This is a genomic window from Flavobacterium sp. KH_001 (assembly GCF_057840745.1).
Genome location: NZ_CM174520.1, coordinates 3,614,215 through 3,632,367, shown reverse-complemented (window position 1 = coordinate 3,632,367; position 18,153 = coordinate 3,614,215). Strand labels below are relative to the sequence as shown.

General features: G+C 34.2%; 17 protein-coding genes. 3 read left to right on the top strand and 14 right to left on the bottom strand.

Annotated elements, in window-relative coordinates:
• Positions 1-3: 3 nt before the first annotated feature.
• The 8 genes from AC3ITQ_RS15725 to AC3ITQ_RS15690 form a co-directional block, all read right to left on the bottom strand.
• Entirely contained in the window at positions 4-1,356 is a 1,353-nt protein-coding gene (locus AC3ITQ_RS15725) for a RagB/SusD family nutrient uptake outer membrane protein (RefSeq protein ID WP_489235111.1), read from the bottom strand.
• 11 nt (positions 1,357-1,367) lie between these two features.
• Entirely contained in the window at positions 1,368-4,937 is a 3,570-nt protein-coding gene (locus AC3ITQ_RS15720; protein WP_489235110.1) for a SusC/RagA family TonB-linked outer membrane protein, read from the bottom strand.
• A gap of 132 nt (positions 4,938-5,069) precedes the next feature.
• The gene (locus tag AC3ITQ_RS15715; RefSeq protein WP_489235109.1) at positions 5,070-6,242 is read right to left on the bottom strand and encodes a FecR family protein; all 1,173 of its coding nucleotides are present in this window, start codon (positions 6,240-6,242) and stop codon (positions 5,070-5,072) included.
• A 100-nt stretch (positions 6,243-6,342) separates the two neighbouring features.
• On the bottom strand, positions 6,343-6,858 hold the full coding sequence (locus AC3ITQ_RS15710) for an RNA polymerase sigma-70 factor (protein ID WP_489238945.1): 516 nt from the start codon (positions 6,856-6,858) through the stop codon (positions 6,343-6,345).
• A gap of 358 nt (positions 6,859-7,216) precedes the next feature.
• Positions 7,217-7,489 carry an SDR family NAD(P)-dependent oxidoreductase gene (locus AC3ITQ_RS15705; protein WP_489235108.1) on the bottom strand — a complete coding sequence of 91 codons (273 nt, stop codon included), beginning with the start codon at positions 7,487-7,489 and terminating at the stop codon, positions 7,217-7,219.
• A 996-nt stretch (positions 7,490-8,485) separates the two neighbouring features.
• Complete coding sequence (locus AC3ITQ_RS15700) at positions 8,486-9,430, bottom strand: ketopantoate reductase family protein (RefSeq protein ID WP_489235107.1); 945 nt, start codon at positions 9,428-9,430, stop codon at positions 8,486-8,488.
• Positions 9,431-9,434: 4 nt separating this feature from the next.
• On the bottom strand, positions 9,435-10,403 hold the full coding sequence (locus AC3ITQ_RS15695) for a bifunctional helix-turn-helix transcriptional regulator/GNAT family N-acetyltransferase (protein ID WP_489235106.1): 969 nt from the start codon (positions 10,401-10,403) through the stop codon (positions 9,435-9,437).
• A gap of 71 nt (positions 10,404-10,474) precedes the next feature.
• Complete coding sequence (locus tag AC3ITQ_RS15690; protein ID WP_489235105.1) at positions 10,475-10,858, bottom strand: winged helix-turn-helix transcriptional regulator; 384 nt, start codon at positions 10,856-10,858, stop codon at positions 10,475-10,477.
• Positions 10,859-10,953: 95 nt separating this feature from the next.
• Between AC3ITQ_RS15690 and AC3ITQ_RS15685 the strand changes: the two genes are divergently transcribed.
• Genes AC3ITQ_RS15685 through AC3ITQ_RS15675 form a run of 3 tightly spaced genes read left to right on the top strand, consistent with a single transcriptional unit; the run spans position 10,954 to position 13,165 of the window.
• Complete coding sequence (locus AC3ITQ_RS15685; protein ID WP_489235104.1) at positions 10,954-11,565, top strand: NAD(P)H-dependent oxidoreductase; 612 nt, start codon at positions 10,954-10,956, stop codon at positions 11,563-11,565.
• A gap of 5 nt (positions 11,566-11,570) precedes the next feature.
• On the top strand, positions 11,571-12,095 hold the full coding sequence (locus tag AC3ITQ_RS15680) for an SRPBCC family protein (protein ID WP_489235103.1): 525 nt from the start codon (positions 11,571-11,573) through the stop codon (positions 12,093-12,095).
• A 44-nt stretch (positions 12,096-12,139) separates the two neighbouring features.
• Complete coding sequence (locus AC3ITQ_RS15675; RefSeq protein ID WP_489235102.1) at positions 12,140-13,165, top strand: YncE family protein; 1,026 nt, start codon at positions 12,140-12,142, stop codon at positions 13,163-13,165.
• Positions 13,166-13,656: 491 nt separating this feature from the next.
• On the opposite strand, the gene AC3ITQ_RS15670 is transcribed toward AC3ITQ_RS15675, so the two are convergent.
• From AC3ITQ_RS15670 to AC3ITQ_RS15645, 6 genes are all read right to left on the bottom strand, one after another.
• Positions 13,657-14,439, bottom strand: a complete 783-nt coding sequence (locus AC3ITQ_RS15670; protein ID WP_489235101.1) for an SDR family NAD(P)-dependent oxidoreductase — start codon at positions 14,437-14,439, stop codon at positions 13,657-13,659.
• A 79-nt stretch (positions 14,440-14,518) separates the two neighbouring features.
• The gene (locus AC3ITQ_RS15665) at positions 14,519-15,115 is read right to left on the bottom strand and encodes a Crp/Fnr family transcriptional regulator (RefSeq protein WP_489235100.1); all 597 of its coding nucleotides are present in this window, start codon (positions 15,113-15,115) and stop codon (positions 14,519-14,521) included.
• Between the two features lie 47 nt (positions 15,116-15,162).
• On the bottom strand, positions 15,163-15,543 hold the full coding sequence (locus tag AC3ITQ_RS15660) for a RidA family protein (RefSeq protein ID WP_489235099.1): 381 nt from the start codon (positions 15,541-15,543) through the stop codon (positions 15,163-15,165).
• Between the two features lie 137 nt (positions 15,544-15,680).
• A complete protein-coding gene (locus AC3ITQ_RS15655) occupies positions 15,681-16,217 on the bottom strand; it encodes a hypothetical protein (RefSeq protein WP_489235098.1) in 537 nt (178 codons plus the stop codon).
• 165 nt (positions 16,218-16,382) lie between these two features.
• Positions 16,383-16,904 (bottom strand): DUF1569 domain-containing protein, encoded by a 522-nt coding sequence (locus AC3ITQ_RS15650; protein ID WP_489235097.1) that lies wholly within the window; start codon positions 16,902-16,904, stop codon positions 16,383-16,385.
• 114 nt (positions 16,905-17,018) lie between these two features.
• Positions 17,019-18,119 carry an alpha/beta hydrolase gene (locus AC3ITQ_RS15645; RefSeq protein WP_489235096.1) on the bottom strand — a complete coding sequence of 367 codons (1,101 nt, stop codon included), beginning with the start codon at positions 18,117-18,119 and terminating at the stop codon, positions 17,019-17,021.
• Positions 18,120-18,153 lie beyond the last annotated feature (34 nt).

Here is an 18,153-nt window from a genome sequence, read left to right as displayed (position 1 = left end):
TTTTTAATTTCTTGGGTTTTGGATAATTTCCGGATTTAATCTAATAATACTTTTGGCAATAGGAAATACATAATTATCACTTTTTGGGAGTAAAGTGAAAGTTGTCCCGTCAAGCTGATGTGTAAGTGTTTTTTGGGTATTCGTTGTCTCGTTGAGTCTCTTGAGGTCAAACCATCTCATTCCTCCACATAATAATTCGCGTCGGCGCTCTTCTAAAATCTGTGTCAATGCATCATTATTATCAGTAGCAGAAGCAGGAGTAAAATCTGCTTCGCTAAAACGGTACACTCTTAGGGAATTTAATGTTTCCATTGCATTTAAAGGGCTGTTTTCTAAGCGGGCTTCACACTCAGCTTTGGTCAGAATTATCTCAGGCACTATAATACCAACATTATAAGGTTCGCTGTTGTCACTGCTCCTTGAATATTTTTTACCCTCAAAAGAAGGATAACCAGTACTCGCATCACTTAAATAAAGTGAATAACGAAGATCAGCAGGTGTAAAAAGCCCTAATACATCATCGCTAATTTTTAAAACATCATAATAAGCAACTGTAGACTGCTTTGCCAGAATTGTTTGCGGATCATCTTTCCAAAGTGGCAATGGAGTACTTGCAGTTCTTAAATCATATACCGTACTTTTGATTGCAAGTGCTTTATTGGCCTCTTGCAAAGCCATATCATATTTGCCCATAAATAAATAAGTACGGGCTAATAAAGCATGTGCTGCACATCGCGAAGGAAAAAGGTTACTCGATTGTTTTGCAGGAAGTAATTCTGAGGCTTGTGTAACATCGGTTATAATCAAATTATAGACCTGCTCTACACTGCCTCGCGTTAAGTCCTTATCAATTGTTGGCAACAATTTCATCGGTACTCCCAAATCTGTAGCTGCGGTCGCTGCATTATAATTTTTCGAATATTGATTTACCAATACCCAGTAGCAAAATGCACGATGAACCAATGCCTGCCCATAAACATTGTTGACCTGAGAATCTCCTTTGGCTGCCTGGTCCTTTAATCCTTCAATAACAATATTTGCATTGTAAATTTGTTTGTAAAGTGCATTCCAGTCTCCGTCGTTTTGGGTATCTCCAAAAAATGTTGGTGCCCAACTATAAATAAGTGAATAAAAACTGCCTGGCTCAGAACCTGAAATATCAACATCATCTGTTCCATATTCGTTAGCTCCGTAACTTGGCAAAAAAACAGTCGAAGAATTAAGTAAGTATTGATAATCTGATGCAGACTTAGGGATTAAAACTCCTTTTTGATCTACCTGCACATAATCTGTACAGGATGCAAACCCTAAACAAATAGAGAATATTATTACAAATTTTGTATATAGCTTTTTCATTTGGCTTGGCTTTAAAGATTCATATTAATAGCAAATAAATAAGAGCGGGAAGGAGGTAAAGCTCCAGCTGCAAGGCTCGGCTGATAATCAGGATCAATTCCTTCTTTATTCCAAACGATCACTCCCAGATTATGAGCCGACAATCCGAATTTTAATTGCTTGATAAACGATCTGCCAAGCATCTGGCTTGGTACTCTGAAACTAAGCTGCACCTGATCAAAACGTATTTGTGAACCGTCAAGAACATTGATGTCTGCATTTTGATAATGTTCCAGCGAATTGTAATCGATATCGATAAGTCCGGGAACATTTGTTGTATTCTCATCTCCGGGCTGGCGCCATCTTTGGGCGATTGTATTCTCAAGAGGATAACCGTCAAATCCTGAGTAAACCGGGTAATTTTCCAGTTTATTATAACGAAACACATAACCAAATTTATAAGAAGTAGTTATAGAGAAATCCCAATTTTTATAGCTGCTGCTAAGGGTTGCACCGCCAAAATATTTTGGTGTGGTCTGTCCCATATATTTCATGTCATTCCTGTCAAGATTGTACGTGTAATCATTGTTGTTGTAGCTCACAATTTCTCCATTCTTGTTATAAACTTGTGATCTTCCCGCACTGTCAAGTCCTGCCCACTTATAAGCAAAAAGATAATTTAACGGGTATCCTTTAATTGGTTTTCCTGAAAATGAAAAAGAATCATTGGTAAAAAGCGCATCCTCTACTTCATCTACATTATAAGCAATCGTAGCATTCATAGAGAGTTGAAAATTATCATTTCTGACAAATACACCGTTTAAGCTAAGGTCTACTCCTTTTCCTTTAAGTGAAGCTACATTGCTTATCATATTAGAAAATCCATTTGTTGGGTTTATGTTATAATCATTGGCAATAAGATTAGAGTTGTTTTTCCAGTACACGTCAAAACTACCTGATAAACGGCTTTTAAGCACAGCGAAATCAAGACCTAAATTTATGGTTCTGGAACGCTCCCAAGTAAGATTTGGATTAGCCGGACTATAAACTGAAGCTGCCAATTCATTGGTATAAGGATCAGGATAAGAACCAATATTAAAAGAGGTATAAGGAAAAACACCTTTGGCAACATTTCCTGTAAATCCATAAGTGGCACGCAAAGCCAACAGATTTACCCATGTCACAGATTCCATAAATTTTTCTTTCGAAATTCTCCATGAGGCTCCCGTACTCCACATTGGTTTAGGATTATTAGAAGAATTACGTCCAAAGAAATTATAATCATCAATACGAATACTTCCGGTAACAGTATATCGGTCATCAAAATTATAAGAACCATTACTATAATACGAATAATAACGCAGTTCACTATCATAAATACTTTGACCTGTAGTAAACTGTGATGGATATCCGTAAACAGTCATATATGGAGTAAGGTAATCAATAGCGCTATAAGATAAAACCTGATCATTGTAACCATAGTAAGAATTACCACGAGCTAAAGTATGCTCTTTTTTTATCTCTGCCCCGGCTATAAAAGCCAAATTGTGCTTTTCACTGAATGTTTTGGTATAATTTAACTGTCCTCTTAAATTGTAAGCCTTAACAAAAGAGTAATTTTCCTTTAGGATCCCTTCTTTAAAAGCTGACTTTAAATCTCCGTCACTATCAATAGAGGTAAAAATATTTCCCAGATTTCGTGCCGTATAACTATTATTGTTATATAAATTAGAAGATTTAGAAGTACTGTTATCATTACTATAAGTAAGGTCCATCGTTAAACCATCCACTATTTTGGTATTCAAATTAAAGGTTAATCTGGTAATTTGATCTTCGACTGTATTATCTGCATTGTCAAGTTCATCCAGCACATTGTAGCTCCAGGTTCTGTATCCAAGGTCTGTAAGTTCATTTATGCGGTCCTTATAAAGTGCATAATATTGCTGCACACGTTGCCCCTTATCATCGGTAATTTGATCATAAGGCAATAGACCTGGTTGTCCGGGACTCGAAATAGCATTGAGACCTATCCCGTTTTCCTTATTAATTAATCTGCGTACATTAATTCCTGTTGATAATGTAAAGCGTTTTCCCAACTTAAAATCATCATTGGCCAAAACGGTAAACCTATTGGCTGAAACCTGATCTATATTTGGCTGCTCATGAGCATAAGAAAGTGAATAAAAAAACTTGTGAATATCTGATCCTCCGGATAATGACAAGTTGTGCTGCTGCGAAGCGGCTTCTGTCAATAAGTACTTGTTTATTTGTTTGTTGACATCCCTGCTTCTCAGCAAATTTAAACCGGCATCTCTCTGATCGGCTGTAATCTGTCCTCTTTTTTCAGAAAAAATCAATTCTGCTGCTGCACTATTTGATTTTGAAAAACTGATATCTGAATAATAATGATCTGTTATTTTGCCGGCATCAATAAGATCTTGTTCAAAATCAATTAACTGCGAAGCATTCATTAATTTTAAATAACTTAATCGTGGTTTTGCAGCCACAGAAAAAGTAGAGGAATAATTAATACTAAGTTCTTTCTGAGATTTTCCGCGTTTAGTCTGTAAAACAATTACTCCGTTTGCTGCCTGTGCGCCCCAAATAGAAGCCGCGGCAGCATCTTTCAAAATAGTAATATTCTCTATATCTTCAGGATTAAAAGTACTGATATCATCATTGGTTGGAAAACCATCTACTACAATCAGCGGCTTTTTAGCTACGACACTTTCAATTTGAAAAGTATTTTCACCATGCAGTCGTATGCTGTTTTTGGTAGGATCATTACGATACAGAAAAGTTCCGTCGGGCGTTCTGGTATCTATAAGCAAACCAGATACTTTTCCTTTGATTTTGTCTGCTAAACTCAAGGAACTGAATGCCTGTAATTTTTCACTGTTCATAGTACTGAAAGATCCTGTTGCTCTTTCTTTTGATAAAGTCTGATAACCCGTTATCACAATTTCCTTTAAATTTTGCTGGGCAGCAACCATTGTTATATTTAACTTTTCCATTTCAAGGGGAACGCTCAGTTGCTGGGTTATCATTCCCACATAGGAGAAACTTATTGTATTTTGCTGCGAGCCAACCTCAATAGTATAATTGCCGGCAACATCAGAAATCACTTTAAGATTTTTCTCTTTAACAAATATGGAAACTCCCCATAAGGGATTGCCTTGTTCATCAGTTATCTGTCCATAAATACTGCGCTGATGGGAGAAATCGATATCTCTGTTGTCAGTTTCAGCGCTGCTTACCACAATTGTTTGGCTTTTTATGGAATATTTCAGTTTCTGAGAAGAAAATATTAAATTTAAAACCTCTCGCAAAGGAGTGTTTTTAACATTAATTGTTACAGGGTTGGCCTCTTTTAAAACGGACGGATTATAAAAAAATTCATAATTCGCCTGCTTTGCAACCTCTTTTAAAACTTTTTCAAGAGATTCATTTTTAACCTTTATGGTAATATTTTGTGCTTTTACACAAAAACTACTTAATAGTAAGAGCGCACAAAAGCTCCATGTGTGCAGAGAAAAATTAAATCTTCTAATTTTTTTCCTCAGCCTGCGGTCTGGTTTTTTTTGTTGTAAATTAAATTTCATACATTTACATTTGGTTTTAGTTAAACAATAGTGAACAACTTATAATAACTATTAACTTTTTTTAATAACCAGAAACATCTCAACTGCTTCTGGTTTTTTTATTAATAATTATCATAATCGGCTAAATTTAAATTAAGGATAAACAATAATCGTATTTCCCTCAACCTTAAATTTTATTTTATTATACTCCAGTATTTCTAATACTTCAGACAAATTTCTATTCATAAAAATACCTCCATTAAATCGAACATCAGATACAGCTCCACGGTATTCTACTTTAATGCCATACCAGCGTTCGAGTTGTTTCATTATGGTTTTCAGATCGGCATTATCAAATTTAAAGCGTCCGTTTTTCCAAGCAACTGCTACTTCTGTATCAACAGCCCTGATTCCAATCGCATTCAAATTGTTATCTACATCAGATTGCTCTCCGGGTTTTAAAATTGCTTTCTGGTTTTTATAAGTCACTAAGATACTTCCTTCCAGCAGGGTAGTTTTTATAATCGGCTCATCATTATAGGCATGTACGTTGAAATGGGTTCCCAGGACTTGTATATTTTGATTTCCTGATTTTACGATAAAGGGTTTGCTTTTATTTTTAGCGACTTCAAAATAAGCTTCTCCATCTAAGATCACTGTTCTTTTGTCTCCGCTAAACGATACCGGGTATCGTAAACTTGATTTTGAGTTTAACCATACTTTTGTGCCGTCTGAAAGATTTACGGCATATATACAACCAACAGGAACTATTAAAGTATTGTCTCCAGTTGAAGTTCTGTCTTTTAAATCTTTGAGATCATAAACCAAAACTTTATTTATATTAGAGATCACACCATTTTTTGATACAATCTTTTCTTTTTTAGGTTCCAGCAAAACCACTGTTCCATCTGCCAAAACCAAAGTGGGATTATTGTATTTTGGACCAATGCTGTTAACCACAACTTCTTGTTTTTGATTTTTGCTATAATTTCTATAATAGAAAGTTGTAGCAAGACCCAGCAAGACCAAAAAAACCGCTGCATATTTTAGCAGTTTTCTGTAATTGAATAAAGTAATGACAGGAATGTTATTTTGTTTGATATTTTCTCTAATTCTTTGGAATGCAATATCTGTATTAACACCTTTATAAAAAGCTTCTTTTGATTTTAAGGTTTCTAAATTGATAATCTTTTGGTAATATTCCTGATTTTCAACTACAGAAAGCCATTGCTGCAAAAAATCATTTTCTTCTATTGACAATTCTCCTATAAGCAACTCTTTTCTTATAAGATCAGCGACTATAAATTCTTTCTTTCCTAAAGACATATTTTTTGACATTAAGTAGCGGTTATTAACACTTTAAATAAATGTTATATAACTAAGAGTACGAAACATTAAAAATGGGTGGAAAGAATTTTGAAAAATTTTAAAGAAAAAGCAAAATAAATAAAAGTTCAGAATGATTCTTTAGTTTTTCCTTTAATAATTCTATAGCTCGGGCACGCTGTGACTTTACTGTATTTACAGATATAGCAAGCTGTTCTGCGATATCTTTGTATTTCATTCCCTCTAAACAAGAAAGTTCAAAAACTTCCTTGCATTTTTCAGGCAAGGAATTTAAAGCATCAATTAAAACAGAATATACTTCTTCTTCCAGAATATTAAAATCAAATTCTAATGTATCGTCAGAAATCGATTCATCAAGATTAACATTTTTTTGTTGTTGTTTTAAAACGGCCAGAGATCCGTTTTTTACCATTGTGTACAAATAGGATTTGATATCATTTATTTTTTCAAATTTTAAACGATTCTCCCATAATTGAAGCATTACGTTTTCAACTACTTCTTCTGCTGCAAAATTATCTTTCACATAGTTAAAACTATAGCTTACAAGTCTGGGATATAAGGAATAAAAAAGTTCCTTATAGTATGCTTCGTCAATTTTGATATGTGTTTGTTCGGGATTAATTTTCTCAGCTTTTATTTTGGCAAATATAATTTTTTAATAAACAAAACTATTATATCAAATAATAATTAGCATCAAATATCCAAAATCATTAATAAAAATGTAGGAAATAAACACTTTTTAGAAATTAAACCAAATCACAAAAAAATGGCATGATGCTAAAATCAAGTTTAGGCTTTTTCAAAAAAAGAGGGTTACCGCCTACAGTTACAATCCTTGCATCATCAGTCGCCTCCAGCATATCAAGTAAGCTGATCGTGAGAGCAAAATGGCTGAGGTAATTGACAGCAAAAGACTTGTCTACCCCCTCGCTTGTTACCTCCTTTTTGAAATATCAGGCTCCGGCAGCATTTACCAAGCCGTTTAAATTTTTATGCTGTAATTTAAAGATTTTACTTAGCTGATAAACAGACTTCATTAAACTTAAATCAGCTATTAAAAATGATACGTTTTTATTATCTGTTTTTTCTGAAATTTCCTTAACTGCTTTTGCCGCATTTACCTCACTTCGGCTAACAATCACTACCTCTGCTCCTGTTTGTGCAATATCTGTAGCTATTGCTTTTCCTACTCCCGATGTTCCACCGGTAACTAAACATGTTTTCATTTCAATTTTATTTCTTAAAACAAAATTCCCCAAAATGACGAAATACGATGTAGCTTAAATGACTTAATGTGTAGTCAAACGGATTTAGTATTAATTAATTTTGGATCAGTTAGAAAATTTATGGATATTGATACTAAAAAAAACAGCGACCATTTATTAAGCCAAATTAATTCCACATGGCGCAGCGATTGAAAATGACCTCCATACTAAACCTTTTAACCTTAACTATATGCCTAACTTGGATTTTCTTGAATGCCAAAAATAAAAACTTTTTTTGTTAAATGGAAGCATTTAAAACATTTATAAAATCGATTATTGTAATTGACGACTTGGATCTGGAGCTTGTACTATCCAGATGTAAGGAAAAACAATTTTCCAAAGGGAGAATTAATTTATCAAAATAAATATACAACTATAAAAAAAGCAAAAAAAATCAATCATTGACTATATCAAAAATTTCTATAATAGTTGCAGAAGACATTCTGCCCTTGGAATTTAACAATAGAAGAATTTCAGAATCTATGATTAGATGTGAAAAAAAATTAAATTAACTTTTTTTGTAAATATAAATATTTAATAAATTAATAGATCGAGTTTATGGTAGATCTTAGTGGTTTTGTCGCCGTAGAGGTCGCCACAGCCAAATGGTCCCCTTTGAAGACAATTGCCGTCATTTTACATAATCTTGAAATAAATATTTAAGTTTTGACTCAATAACATTTTCTGAAAAATTTGAAAAATTACTAAACTATTCATTCAATCCCCAACAGGACATCCAAACCAAATTACCAAAGCCACTGGAAGACAGATAACTACATATAATAAGCCAATTTCTTCAAATCATCCAAAAAAAATGTTGAAATTTGTCCCGTGGGGGTCACAACAGCCAAATGGCGTCAATTGAAGACAATTGACGCCATTTTTTATATCTTAAAAATTTTTTTGGTATAATTTTCATTGATTCTTTCAAACAAATCATTTTCCATGTGCATGCCTTTATAAATTTCTCGACAACTCAGATTTAATTTTTACCATTTCTCCAAGCAAACTATTCACAGATAGTTTTGGAAGTCCCTTTGACAGTGCCACTTTTGCAACGGCTAAGTTTAGGGTCTCAATTTCGGTTTCACGTTTATTTAAAATATCCTGATAAGTGGATATCTTCTGTCCATCTGACATTTTACTTATTACCAGAATATTATGTAATATAACATCCATCGTTAGATTAATTCCGTGTGCCTCTGCTACAATCAAACATTCTGCAATAACATTTTTTGCAAGTTGGAGTACCTGGTCATTACGATGGAAAATACCATTATCAGTTTCCAATAAAGGACAGATTGAATTAAAAACACAGTTTGTAATTACCTTTTTCCAGATTATAGTTTGTATATCGGCTTCAACGCGAAATGAAAACATATCCGTATTTACAGCCATAACTATATCTTGAAGAGAATTATCAGAGCCATTAATAATTCCAATTGGCGAAGGTGCTACCAGTTTAAAACGAACTTTAGTATTTGACAATGATTCACTTGTTGCCATAAGCACACATCTGTAGAGTTCTGTGAAACCGTTTTCTATAAAATCATTTTCAATATGCAGTCCATTTTGAAGAAATACAATAGGGGTATTCACTGCCTTTAGCTTAAGCTTCTCTGCAAGAACCTTGTTCCCAAATGATTTATTAGTCAGTAATATTAATCCTTCAAGGCTGTTATAGTTGGCTAAGGAATCAATCTTAACTACTGCACTTATGACTTCCTCTGCTATTTCTACTTCAATATTTTCATCATAGGATGACTGATCTTCGGTACTTCCTCTAAGAATTATAACTTCTCTTCCATTAACAGTAAGTGCCACAGCCAGTGATTTTGCAATTACACCATTACCAATAATATATATTTTTTGACTATTCTTTATTACTTCTGTTGACATCATCTGGCTATTGTATTAGTTTGTCTTTCAAATCCAATTCCATCTGGATATTGCATCGCTCATAAGGTGTAAAGCGTCCAACCACCTTTTTAAATCCTAATTTGTGGTAAAGGTTTATTGCAGGTTTTAAAATAGTATTACTTTCCAAATACAATTTAGATACTCCCATATCTTTAGCGGCGCTGATAATTGATTGTCCCAAAAGCCATCCAATACTTTTCCCCTGAATTTTAGGCGAAACTGCCATCTTAGCCAATTCAAAATCATATTCATGGTCTTCCATTTTTATAAGAGCGCATACACCAACAGGTTCATTTTCATAAAGTGCAACAAATATCTTTCCTCCTCTATTTATAATATAACTATCCGGATTATCTAAAGCCTTATAATCAGCCTCTTCCATTTTGAAGTAGGTTGAAATCCACTCTTCATTTAGTGACTTAAATGCTTTTTGATACTTCTCTTCGTATGCGACAATGGTAACGGCCTGACTTTCGCGCAGCTTCTTTTGATCGGTTACTCTTTTAAATAAAGACTTTTGCTCTAATAAAAATTCCCATTCTTCAAGTGCTGCCCATAAATTATGATTTGATTCTTTAATAAGATTCTCCACTGCGGCTTCTACATCCTTACATTGCATCTTAACCAATTCAGAAATTTGGTTTCCTTTTTTGGTCAGTTCCACTATATTTCGTCGTTTATCCTGTGTTTTATCACTTTCATTTACTAAACCTGCAGCAATCATTTCCTGCACAATCTTGCTTACTGAAGGCTGTGAATGCCTTATCTCATTAGCAATTTCTGTTATTGTTATTTCCCTTTTCTCTGTTAGTATAAAAAATACCGGAAACCACTTTGGTACAAAATCTACACCGTATAATTCGTAAATATTAGATGCCTCGTCTGTAATCATAGATGTCATTAAACGTAACCTGCTTCCTAATGCAGCCTTACCAACCTTATCAAAAAATTCCATATTATAATCAATTACATAATTAGTTATGCAAATGTATTAAAAAAACATTTTAGTTGTTATCTAAAATGAAATTAATTTTTAGAGACAAATTCTCCTTTTTCTGTCACAACATGATTTCCCCAATTGGTAATCGCTTCCAATGCAGGAATAAAGGTTTTTCCAAAATCTGTCATTTGATAAATTACTTTGATTGGCGGTTTTTCTCCATATACTTTTCGGCTTACTAATCCATCTTTTTCAAGTTGTTTTAACTGCAGGCTTAAAGTCATTTCGGTAACCATCGGGATCTCCTTTCGTAACTCGCTAAACCTTTTTTCATCTTCTTTAAGATGGTAAAGAATTACGGCTTTCCATTTCCCTCCAATTAAATCCATCGCTAAACTTACTGTGCAAGGATAAATCTTACCCTCAACTTTGACATAATTCCCAACACATTCTTTTCCTTCTTTTGACATTTTTATTTTTTTTTACCGCCTATCTAATTCGATAGGTATTGCAAAACTAGGAAACTATCAATAATTTTGCAACTATAAAATTTATAGTATTAAAAATGCAAAAAATATTCGTGATCAACGGAGCAAGAAAATTTGCCCATTCGGGAGGAAAATTAAATGAAACCATAACAGAATGGGACAAAAACTTTTTTACTAGTCAAAATGGTTTTGAACTTCAAGTAACGAAGCTTAGTTCAAATTATGAAACTAATGCAGAAATTGAAAAATTCTTATGGGCAGATGTTGTTATCTACCATTTTCCGATCTGGTGGATGTATATTCCTTTTCAGCTTAAAGAATATCTTGATAAAGTACTGACAGCAGGTCATCGCAAAGGGATGTATTACAGCGACGGACGCAAGGCAGATAATCCACAACGAAATTACGGTACAGGCGGGCTTATGCAGGATACAAAATATATGGTCACTACAACGTGGAATGCGCCGGAAACATCTTTTACAATACCTGAAGAGTTTTTTCAGGGACGCAGCGTTGATGATGGAGTACTCTTCCCGTTTCATCGCATGAATGCTTTCTGTGGCATGCAGCAGCTGGAGAGTTTCCATTTTCATGATGTCGAAAAAAATGGTTCAACAGAATTAATCGCTTCTTTCAAAATAGAGTATCTGCAACATTTAAATAAAATTTTCACATCTGATAAAAAATAAAAACCATGAAACAAAATGCAATCATATGGCCGGAAAAATATCTTCCTGGAACGACTGATAATTATTGCTCTAATGAAGTAATTGTTGCCGGCTTAACAACAAATGAAATCTGGCCTTATTTAAGCAATCCGTTTGCCTGGCCAAAGTATTACAGCAATTCCTCAGATATTGAATTCGTTAATAAGGAAGCTGAATTATTTGACCAATCTGTTCGGTTTCGTTTTAAGACATTTGGTTTTCCTATAGAAGCAGAAATAACTGAATTTGTAAAACCGGAAAAAGGAGAGCCTGCAAGAATAGCGTGGCATGGATGGGCCGAAGGAGATTCCGAAACTAGATTGGATGTTATTCATGCGTGGCTAATTGAAGATTTAACTGGTAAAAGAGTCAGAATCTTAACTCAGGAATCGCAAATAGGGAAACCTGCAGTAGAATTGGCCAACACTAAACCAAATCCCATGATAAATGGGCATCAGGACTGGCTCGATGGTTTGGTTAAAGCGGCAAAAGAAAATTTGAAAATCGACTAATTCAAAAAGTTTTAAAAACTATCTTTGAATATAATGCCACAACAATGAAATTTCTACCATACACTATTGCAGTAATTGCTTCGCTTATACTTTCAAATTCTTCTTTCGGACAAAGCAAAAACTATATTTTAATTTTGGCTAAAGCCGAAAAAAAAATGCTCGTTTTAGACTATACTACTCTGGATACTATTGCAAAAATTCCAGCGGGCGATGATCCGCATGAAATTGTAACAAATGATGATAATTCTCTGGCTTATATTTCTAATCCTGTAATGAACGGAAATGGGCACGAGATCCATGTAATTAATTTAAAAACATTACAGCCTGAAAACATTATTGATACCAAACCTTTTTACATTCCTCATGGGCTGGTTTATCAAAATAATAAATTATGGTTTACGGCTCAGGGTTCAAAAAGCGTAGTTTTATATGATGTTAAAGAGGGCAAATTTGATCAGGTTTTTGGAACCGGACAGGATTTCACTCATCTTATTCAGGTTGCTCCTGATGGAAATCGTTTTTATACCACAAATGTAGAATCAGGGACTATAAGTATTTATGAAAAAAAGGAAATTCCGCCTTATATGCCTCCTACTGGTGTTTTACCTCCAAATGCAAAAACTCGGCTGGAATGGCGCCAGGAATTAATTAATGTTGGTTTTGGAAGTGAAGGTTTTGACATATCAAAAGATGGAACAGAATTATGGACCGCCAGACCTGACGGCTACATTGTCATTGTGGATTTGATTAAAAAAGAAATAAAAGCCAAAATTGATTCAAAAGTTTTAGGACTTCATCGCCTTAAAATAACGCCTGATGGAAAAACAGTCTGTATTGTAAGTGTCAAAACTGGTGATCTATTATTTTATAACAGACAAACGCAAAAACTGGAACAAAAAATGAATATTGGCCAGGGTGCCGGAATTTATATAGATGCGAAAAGCAATCGAATGTTTGTATCCTGCACACCTAATAATTATGTTGTTGTATTAGATTTAGCAACAAGAAAAGAAATACAACGTATTATTGTCGGAAGGCCTGATAGTATAACAAGTGTGACTGTAAAGTAATTAAAGTTTATCCTTTACTCCGTTTTAAAATTGGCTGCCAGTTTACAAGCTACACTAAATTATGAAGCAAATATTTTAAAATATTTAATTATTTTTATTTCTCGGTTAAGGTGAGAGTATCTTAAAATAGAAATTAGGTATTGACAGAGAGGGCAACTGTACGAATGTAAAGCTACTATATCAGAAAAACAAATTTAAATACACATTAATCCCCAACAGGACATCTAAACCAAATTGCAAAAGCCACTGGAAGACAAACAACTAGATATAATAAGCCAATTTCTTCAAATCATCCAAAAAAAATGTTGAAATTTGTCCCGTCGGGGTCACTTAAAAAACTCTAAATCAATGATTTAGAGTTTTTTTATGCTCTTTTATCTCTATTTGACAGGTATAAATTCATAATGGATTAAGATTAGAAATATTCAACTTACCACTAAGTTCGTTGTTCATTTTAAATAACAACCACTAATCTTGTTCATAAAAAAATTTTATTTTTTTCTTTCCAATATTTTGGCTGCAACACTTAGCCTAAAATGACTAGATGGTAAAAGGCTTGAAAAAAAAGTAAGAAGTTGATTTTTTATTCCCGGCACGACATGTAACTTTCCTTTGTGCATAGCGTTGTATCCTGTCAAAGCCACATTTTTTGCAGTCATTACACCATTTTTGTAAAGCTTTGATTCACCCATTTCCGCCTTAGTCATAAATTGAGTTTCAGTAGCGCCTGGTGAAAGAACAGTAGTTGTTACTCGTGAATGTTCTAATTCCTTATGAAGAGCTTCGGTAAAATTGATCACAAAAGCCTTTGATGCGCCATAAACCGCAAAATAAGGATCTGGTTGAAATCCAGCGGTAGATGCTATATTCAATATTCTTCCGGTGCCACGTATCGCCATTTTCTTTAAAAAATAATGGGTTAATTCTACCAGTGTAGTAATATTCAACCCGATCATCTCCCTGTATTTTTCTACACTTCTTTCCGCAAAAGCGCCATAATCCCCAAAACCGGCATTGTTTACAAGATATTCTATGCACAAAGCATTTTCTTGTACATAATCATAAATAGTTTCAATGCCATCTATGTCAGACAAATCTGCTGCTACATAATGTACTTTAATCTGAAAATTTCTTTCTAATTCTTGTTTGACATTTACCAATCTTGCTTCATTTCTTGCTACAAGTAAAAGGTCGATTTTGTCTTTGGCAAAGAGTTTTGCAATTTCTAATCCGATACCCCCAGAAGCCCCTGTAACTAATGCTAATTTTTCCATATCATTTCATTTAAATTTGATAGTGCAAAATTGCGAATGTCAGCTCCATTATGCATTCACATTTGTTAAGAAATGATTTTTAAGGGGTTGCAACCTCTTTTCGAAGTCGGCTAAGGCTTTGTGGCGCAATACCTAAATAAGAAGCAATGAGGTAATGTTGAAATTTATTCAGTAAGTATGGCTCTTCTTTGAGTAGTTTGAGATAGCGTTCTTTGGCAGACTGAGTCAATAATGAAAACCCTCTTTTATGCATGGCACTATAGGCTTGCTCAGTCATTATTCTTACCACTGTCTGCATTTTTGGCGATTTATTAATAAGACTCTGTAATTGATCATATTGCAATTCTATAGCTTCTACATTGTCTATCGCCTGAAATTTAAGGGGTGTTGGAATTTGTTGCAAAAAACTATTATAATCAAGAATAAAAAAGTTTTCAAATGAAGCAGTTTTGTCATTGAAGAAAAAGTTCCATGTGTACTCCTGACCGGCATTGTTGATAAAATAAGACCGTGCTGAGCCCGAAACAATAAATAAAATCGATTTACAGGTTTTGTTGCTTTCTAAAATAATTTCTCCGGGACCATACATTTTGAATTTGAAAGCATTTTCAATAAAAATTTTCTCTTCTTCTTTTAAAGAAATGAAATTGTCAATAAATGAAATAAAAGGGTTCATGTGGATTTTTAACTATTTAAACAACTCTTTTCTAAAACTCAATTATTTTATTTGGTTACCGCAAAACACTCTATTTCAACTAATGCTCCTTTAGGAAGACCCGCAACTTGAATCGCTGATCTAGCCGGTTTTACGTCAATAAAAAAGGTAGAGTATATTTCATTTACTTTACTGTAATTCTTCATATCAGTCATAAAAATGGTAACCTTACAAACATGTGAAAAATCAGAGCCTGCTTCTTTTAATACAAACTTTAAGTTTTCCAGGGCCTGTGTAGTTTGCGAAGTAATGTCGTCTCCCACTAATTGTCCGGTTGATGGAGACACACCAATCTGACCGGAACAAAATATAAAATTTCCTGTCTTAGTGGCTTGCGAATAAGGACCTATTGAAACAGGTGCAGTTTTACTTGTTATCACGGTGACCATCCTATTCGTTTTACAAGAAAAAAGAAAGCATAAAACGATTACAGATATTAACTTATACTCGAATTTTTGGAAAAGAATCATATTAGTAAGTTTTTATATTATTAAACAGCATAAAAAAATAGCTACTAACCTAAAAGCTAAACACTCTTAAATTTATATTCAATATCCCGCGAAAAAGATTCTCCTTCCTCCTTAAGGTGATTTTCAAGAAAAGTACCTCCCAAACCATTTAGCCATGCTGCCAGTTTTAAAAACTGATTTGGAAAATCTACTCCAATAAGACAACTAAATATAGAAGTACTCAAACTTGCTGGCCTTACTTGCATTTCCCATGACACCCCCACCTCGGAAGGAAACCATCTCAGTATGTAAGCTTTTGTTTGCGGAGAATAAAGATGTATATGGTTAGGAGAACCGTATTTCATTTCATAATTCTGTATCAGAGTTTCGTTTCCAATATTCTCAACATTAATTGCATAAAATGCATCATCCTTAAAATAGCTTCCCATAGCAATATGAGATCTGGAAAATGACTTATAGTCCTCATTAGCCATTTCCGTTATCCACTTATACAAATCAACTTTTTCTGCTGGTATGTTAATTAAAAAAGATGCAATATATCTGGCACTATATTTTGTGTCAGTAGTTCTCTGATTTGGCAATTGCAGTTTCATATTTTTTTTTGTTAATTAGGTATTAAAGCTCAATTACCTTTATCACTTTTTTTAATATTTGTAGTTGCTCAATACTGAAATCTACCTTTGGATTTTATTACTATTGAAATATTGCCTTTGATTATGAACGTTTTCATAATATCTATTCTTTGGGAGTAACCGTGGCTAAAAACCAAATTGACGCAAATGATGATCATAGTGCCGGTAAACCAACCTACCCCAATGCGCTTTTGACATTTCGCCAAACAAAGGATGAGGATACTTTAGGAAATTGGATTCATGTGCCATCGCAACAATGTCCAATGCCATATTCTTTTCTGTATTAAAATCCAGATCGTAATTCATTTCAATACTAAATCCTGAAGGGGCGCTTGCTTTTTTTGGTAAACGATTCAGGATGCAAAGTACTAAATACTTTATCAGGTTTCTGTACACAAATGAGCTCTCATCTTTTAGTCTGTAGATTACCATTCCTGATCCAGTAGAAACTTTCAAATGATTCAGCATCTGAGTACAATTCAGCTTGCCCCATAGGGCCTTTGCATCAGGCTGTAATTTTTCCAGCCGCCTGCAAATATTCTCAAAAAGAACTGGATTAAAGATTGTCTCACCTTTCTCCATTGCATTCATTTTTGGAGATACAATTAGTGAAAGTGATTCATTATCTGTTCTTTTTAAGTCTTTCATATTCAAGCATATTATATTTATATATTTAAAGTAAGATTCCTTGGAATAGCAGGTAAGAAAGATAGTCAGACTACCATTCTTACCCTTATGATCCCTTACTAATGGATTAGTAGTTTATTTGCCCAGATATCTTTTTAATTGCTCAGCTGACTGATCAAAACAAGCTACCGTTGCAGGAAGTGTGGCTAGGCCATTTAGAAGTCCAAAATCGTGAATCATTCCATTGTAACGTGTTGTGATTACGTCAACCCCTGCGGCATCCAGTTTTCTTCCAAATGCTTCGCCTTCATCTCTAAGTACATCATTTTCAGCCGTGATAATAAGTGTAGGTGGCAGACCTTTAAGCTGCTCCTCAGTTGCTTGAAGGGGTGAGACATATCTATCTTTGCGGGCTGTAACATCAGGAAGATACAAATCAAACATCCATTTCATAGTTGAAGTAGTAAGGAAACGATCTTTGCCGAATTTCTTGTAGGATGCTGTCTCAAAATCAGCATCTACTATTGGCCATAACAGTACTAATCCCTTAATCTCAGGACCACTTTTCTCTTTGGCCATTAGTGCTGTAACTACAGTCATATTACCACCTACACTATTTCCAATAATAGCAAGGTTTTTACCGTCGACATTAATTTCTTGCCCATTTTCAGAAACCCATTTTGTCGAAGCATATATTTCGTTTATTGCAACTGGAAACTGTGCATCAGGAGTTCTTGTATAGTCTACAAATACGCAGGCGTATCCTGTTCGCACTACTAAATCTCGTACCATGCGTTCATGAGTTGGGTAATCACCCAAAATCCATCCTCCGCCATGTATAAATACAAACACTGGCAGCTTTTCTTTTACACCTTTTGGACGTACAATTTTTAATTTAATTGATTTTCCCTCGAAATCGATATTTTTTGAGGCAACGTCAATACCTGAGAGATCTACTTTGACAGATGCCTGTCCGTCAGATAATGCCTTCTTAGCATCTACAGGCGACAAGCTTTCTAAAGGCTTGCCCTTGGCGTTAAGAACCTTAAGAAATTTCCTTACATCTTTATCCAGATGTGGGTCTGTAGCAAAGTCGACTTGTGTATCAGATTTACTTTGGGTTGTTGTTTCTGAAACGGCATTTGGAGCTTTACCGGTTTGGGTGCAGCCAACTACCATCAGTGTAATTGCAAAAACAGTAGGTCTTACTAACTTAATAACATCACTCGTTTTCATACTTATTAAAAGTTAAAGTTAATACTCGATCTCA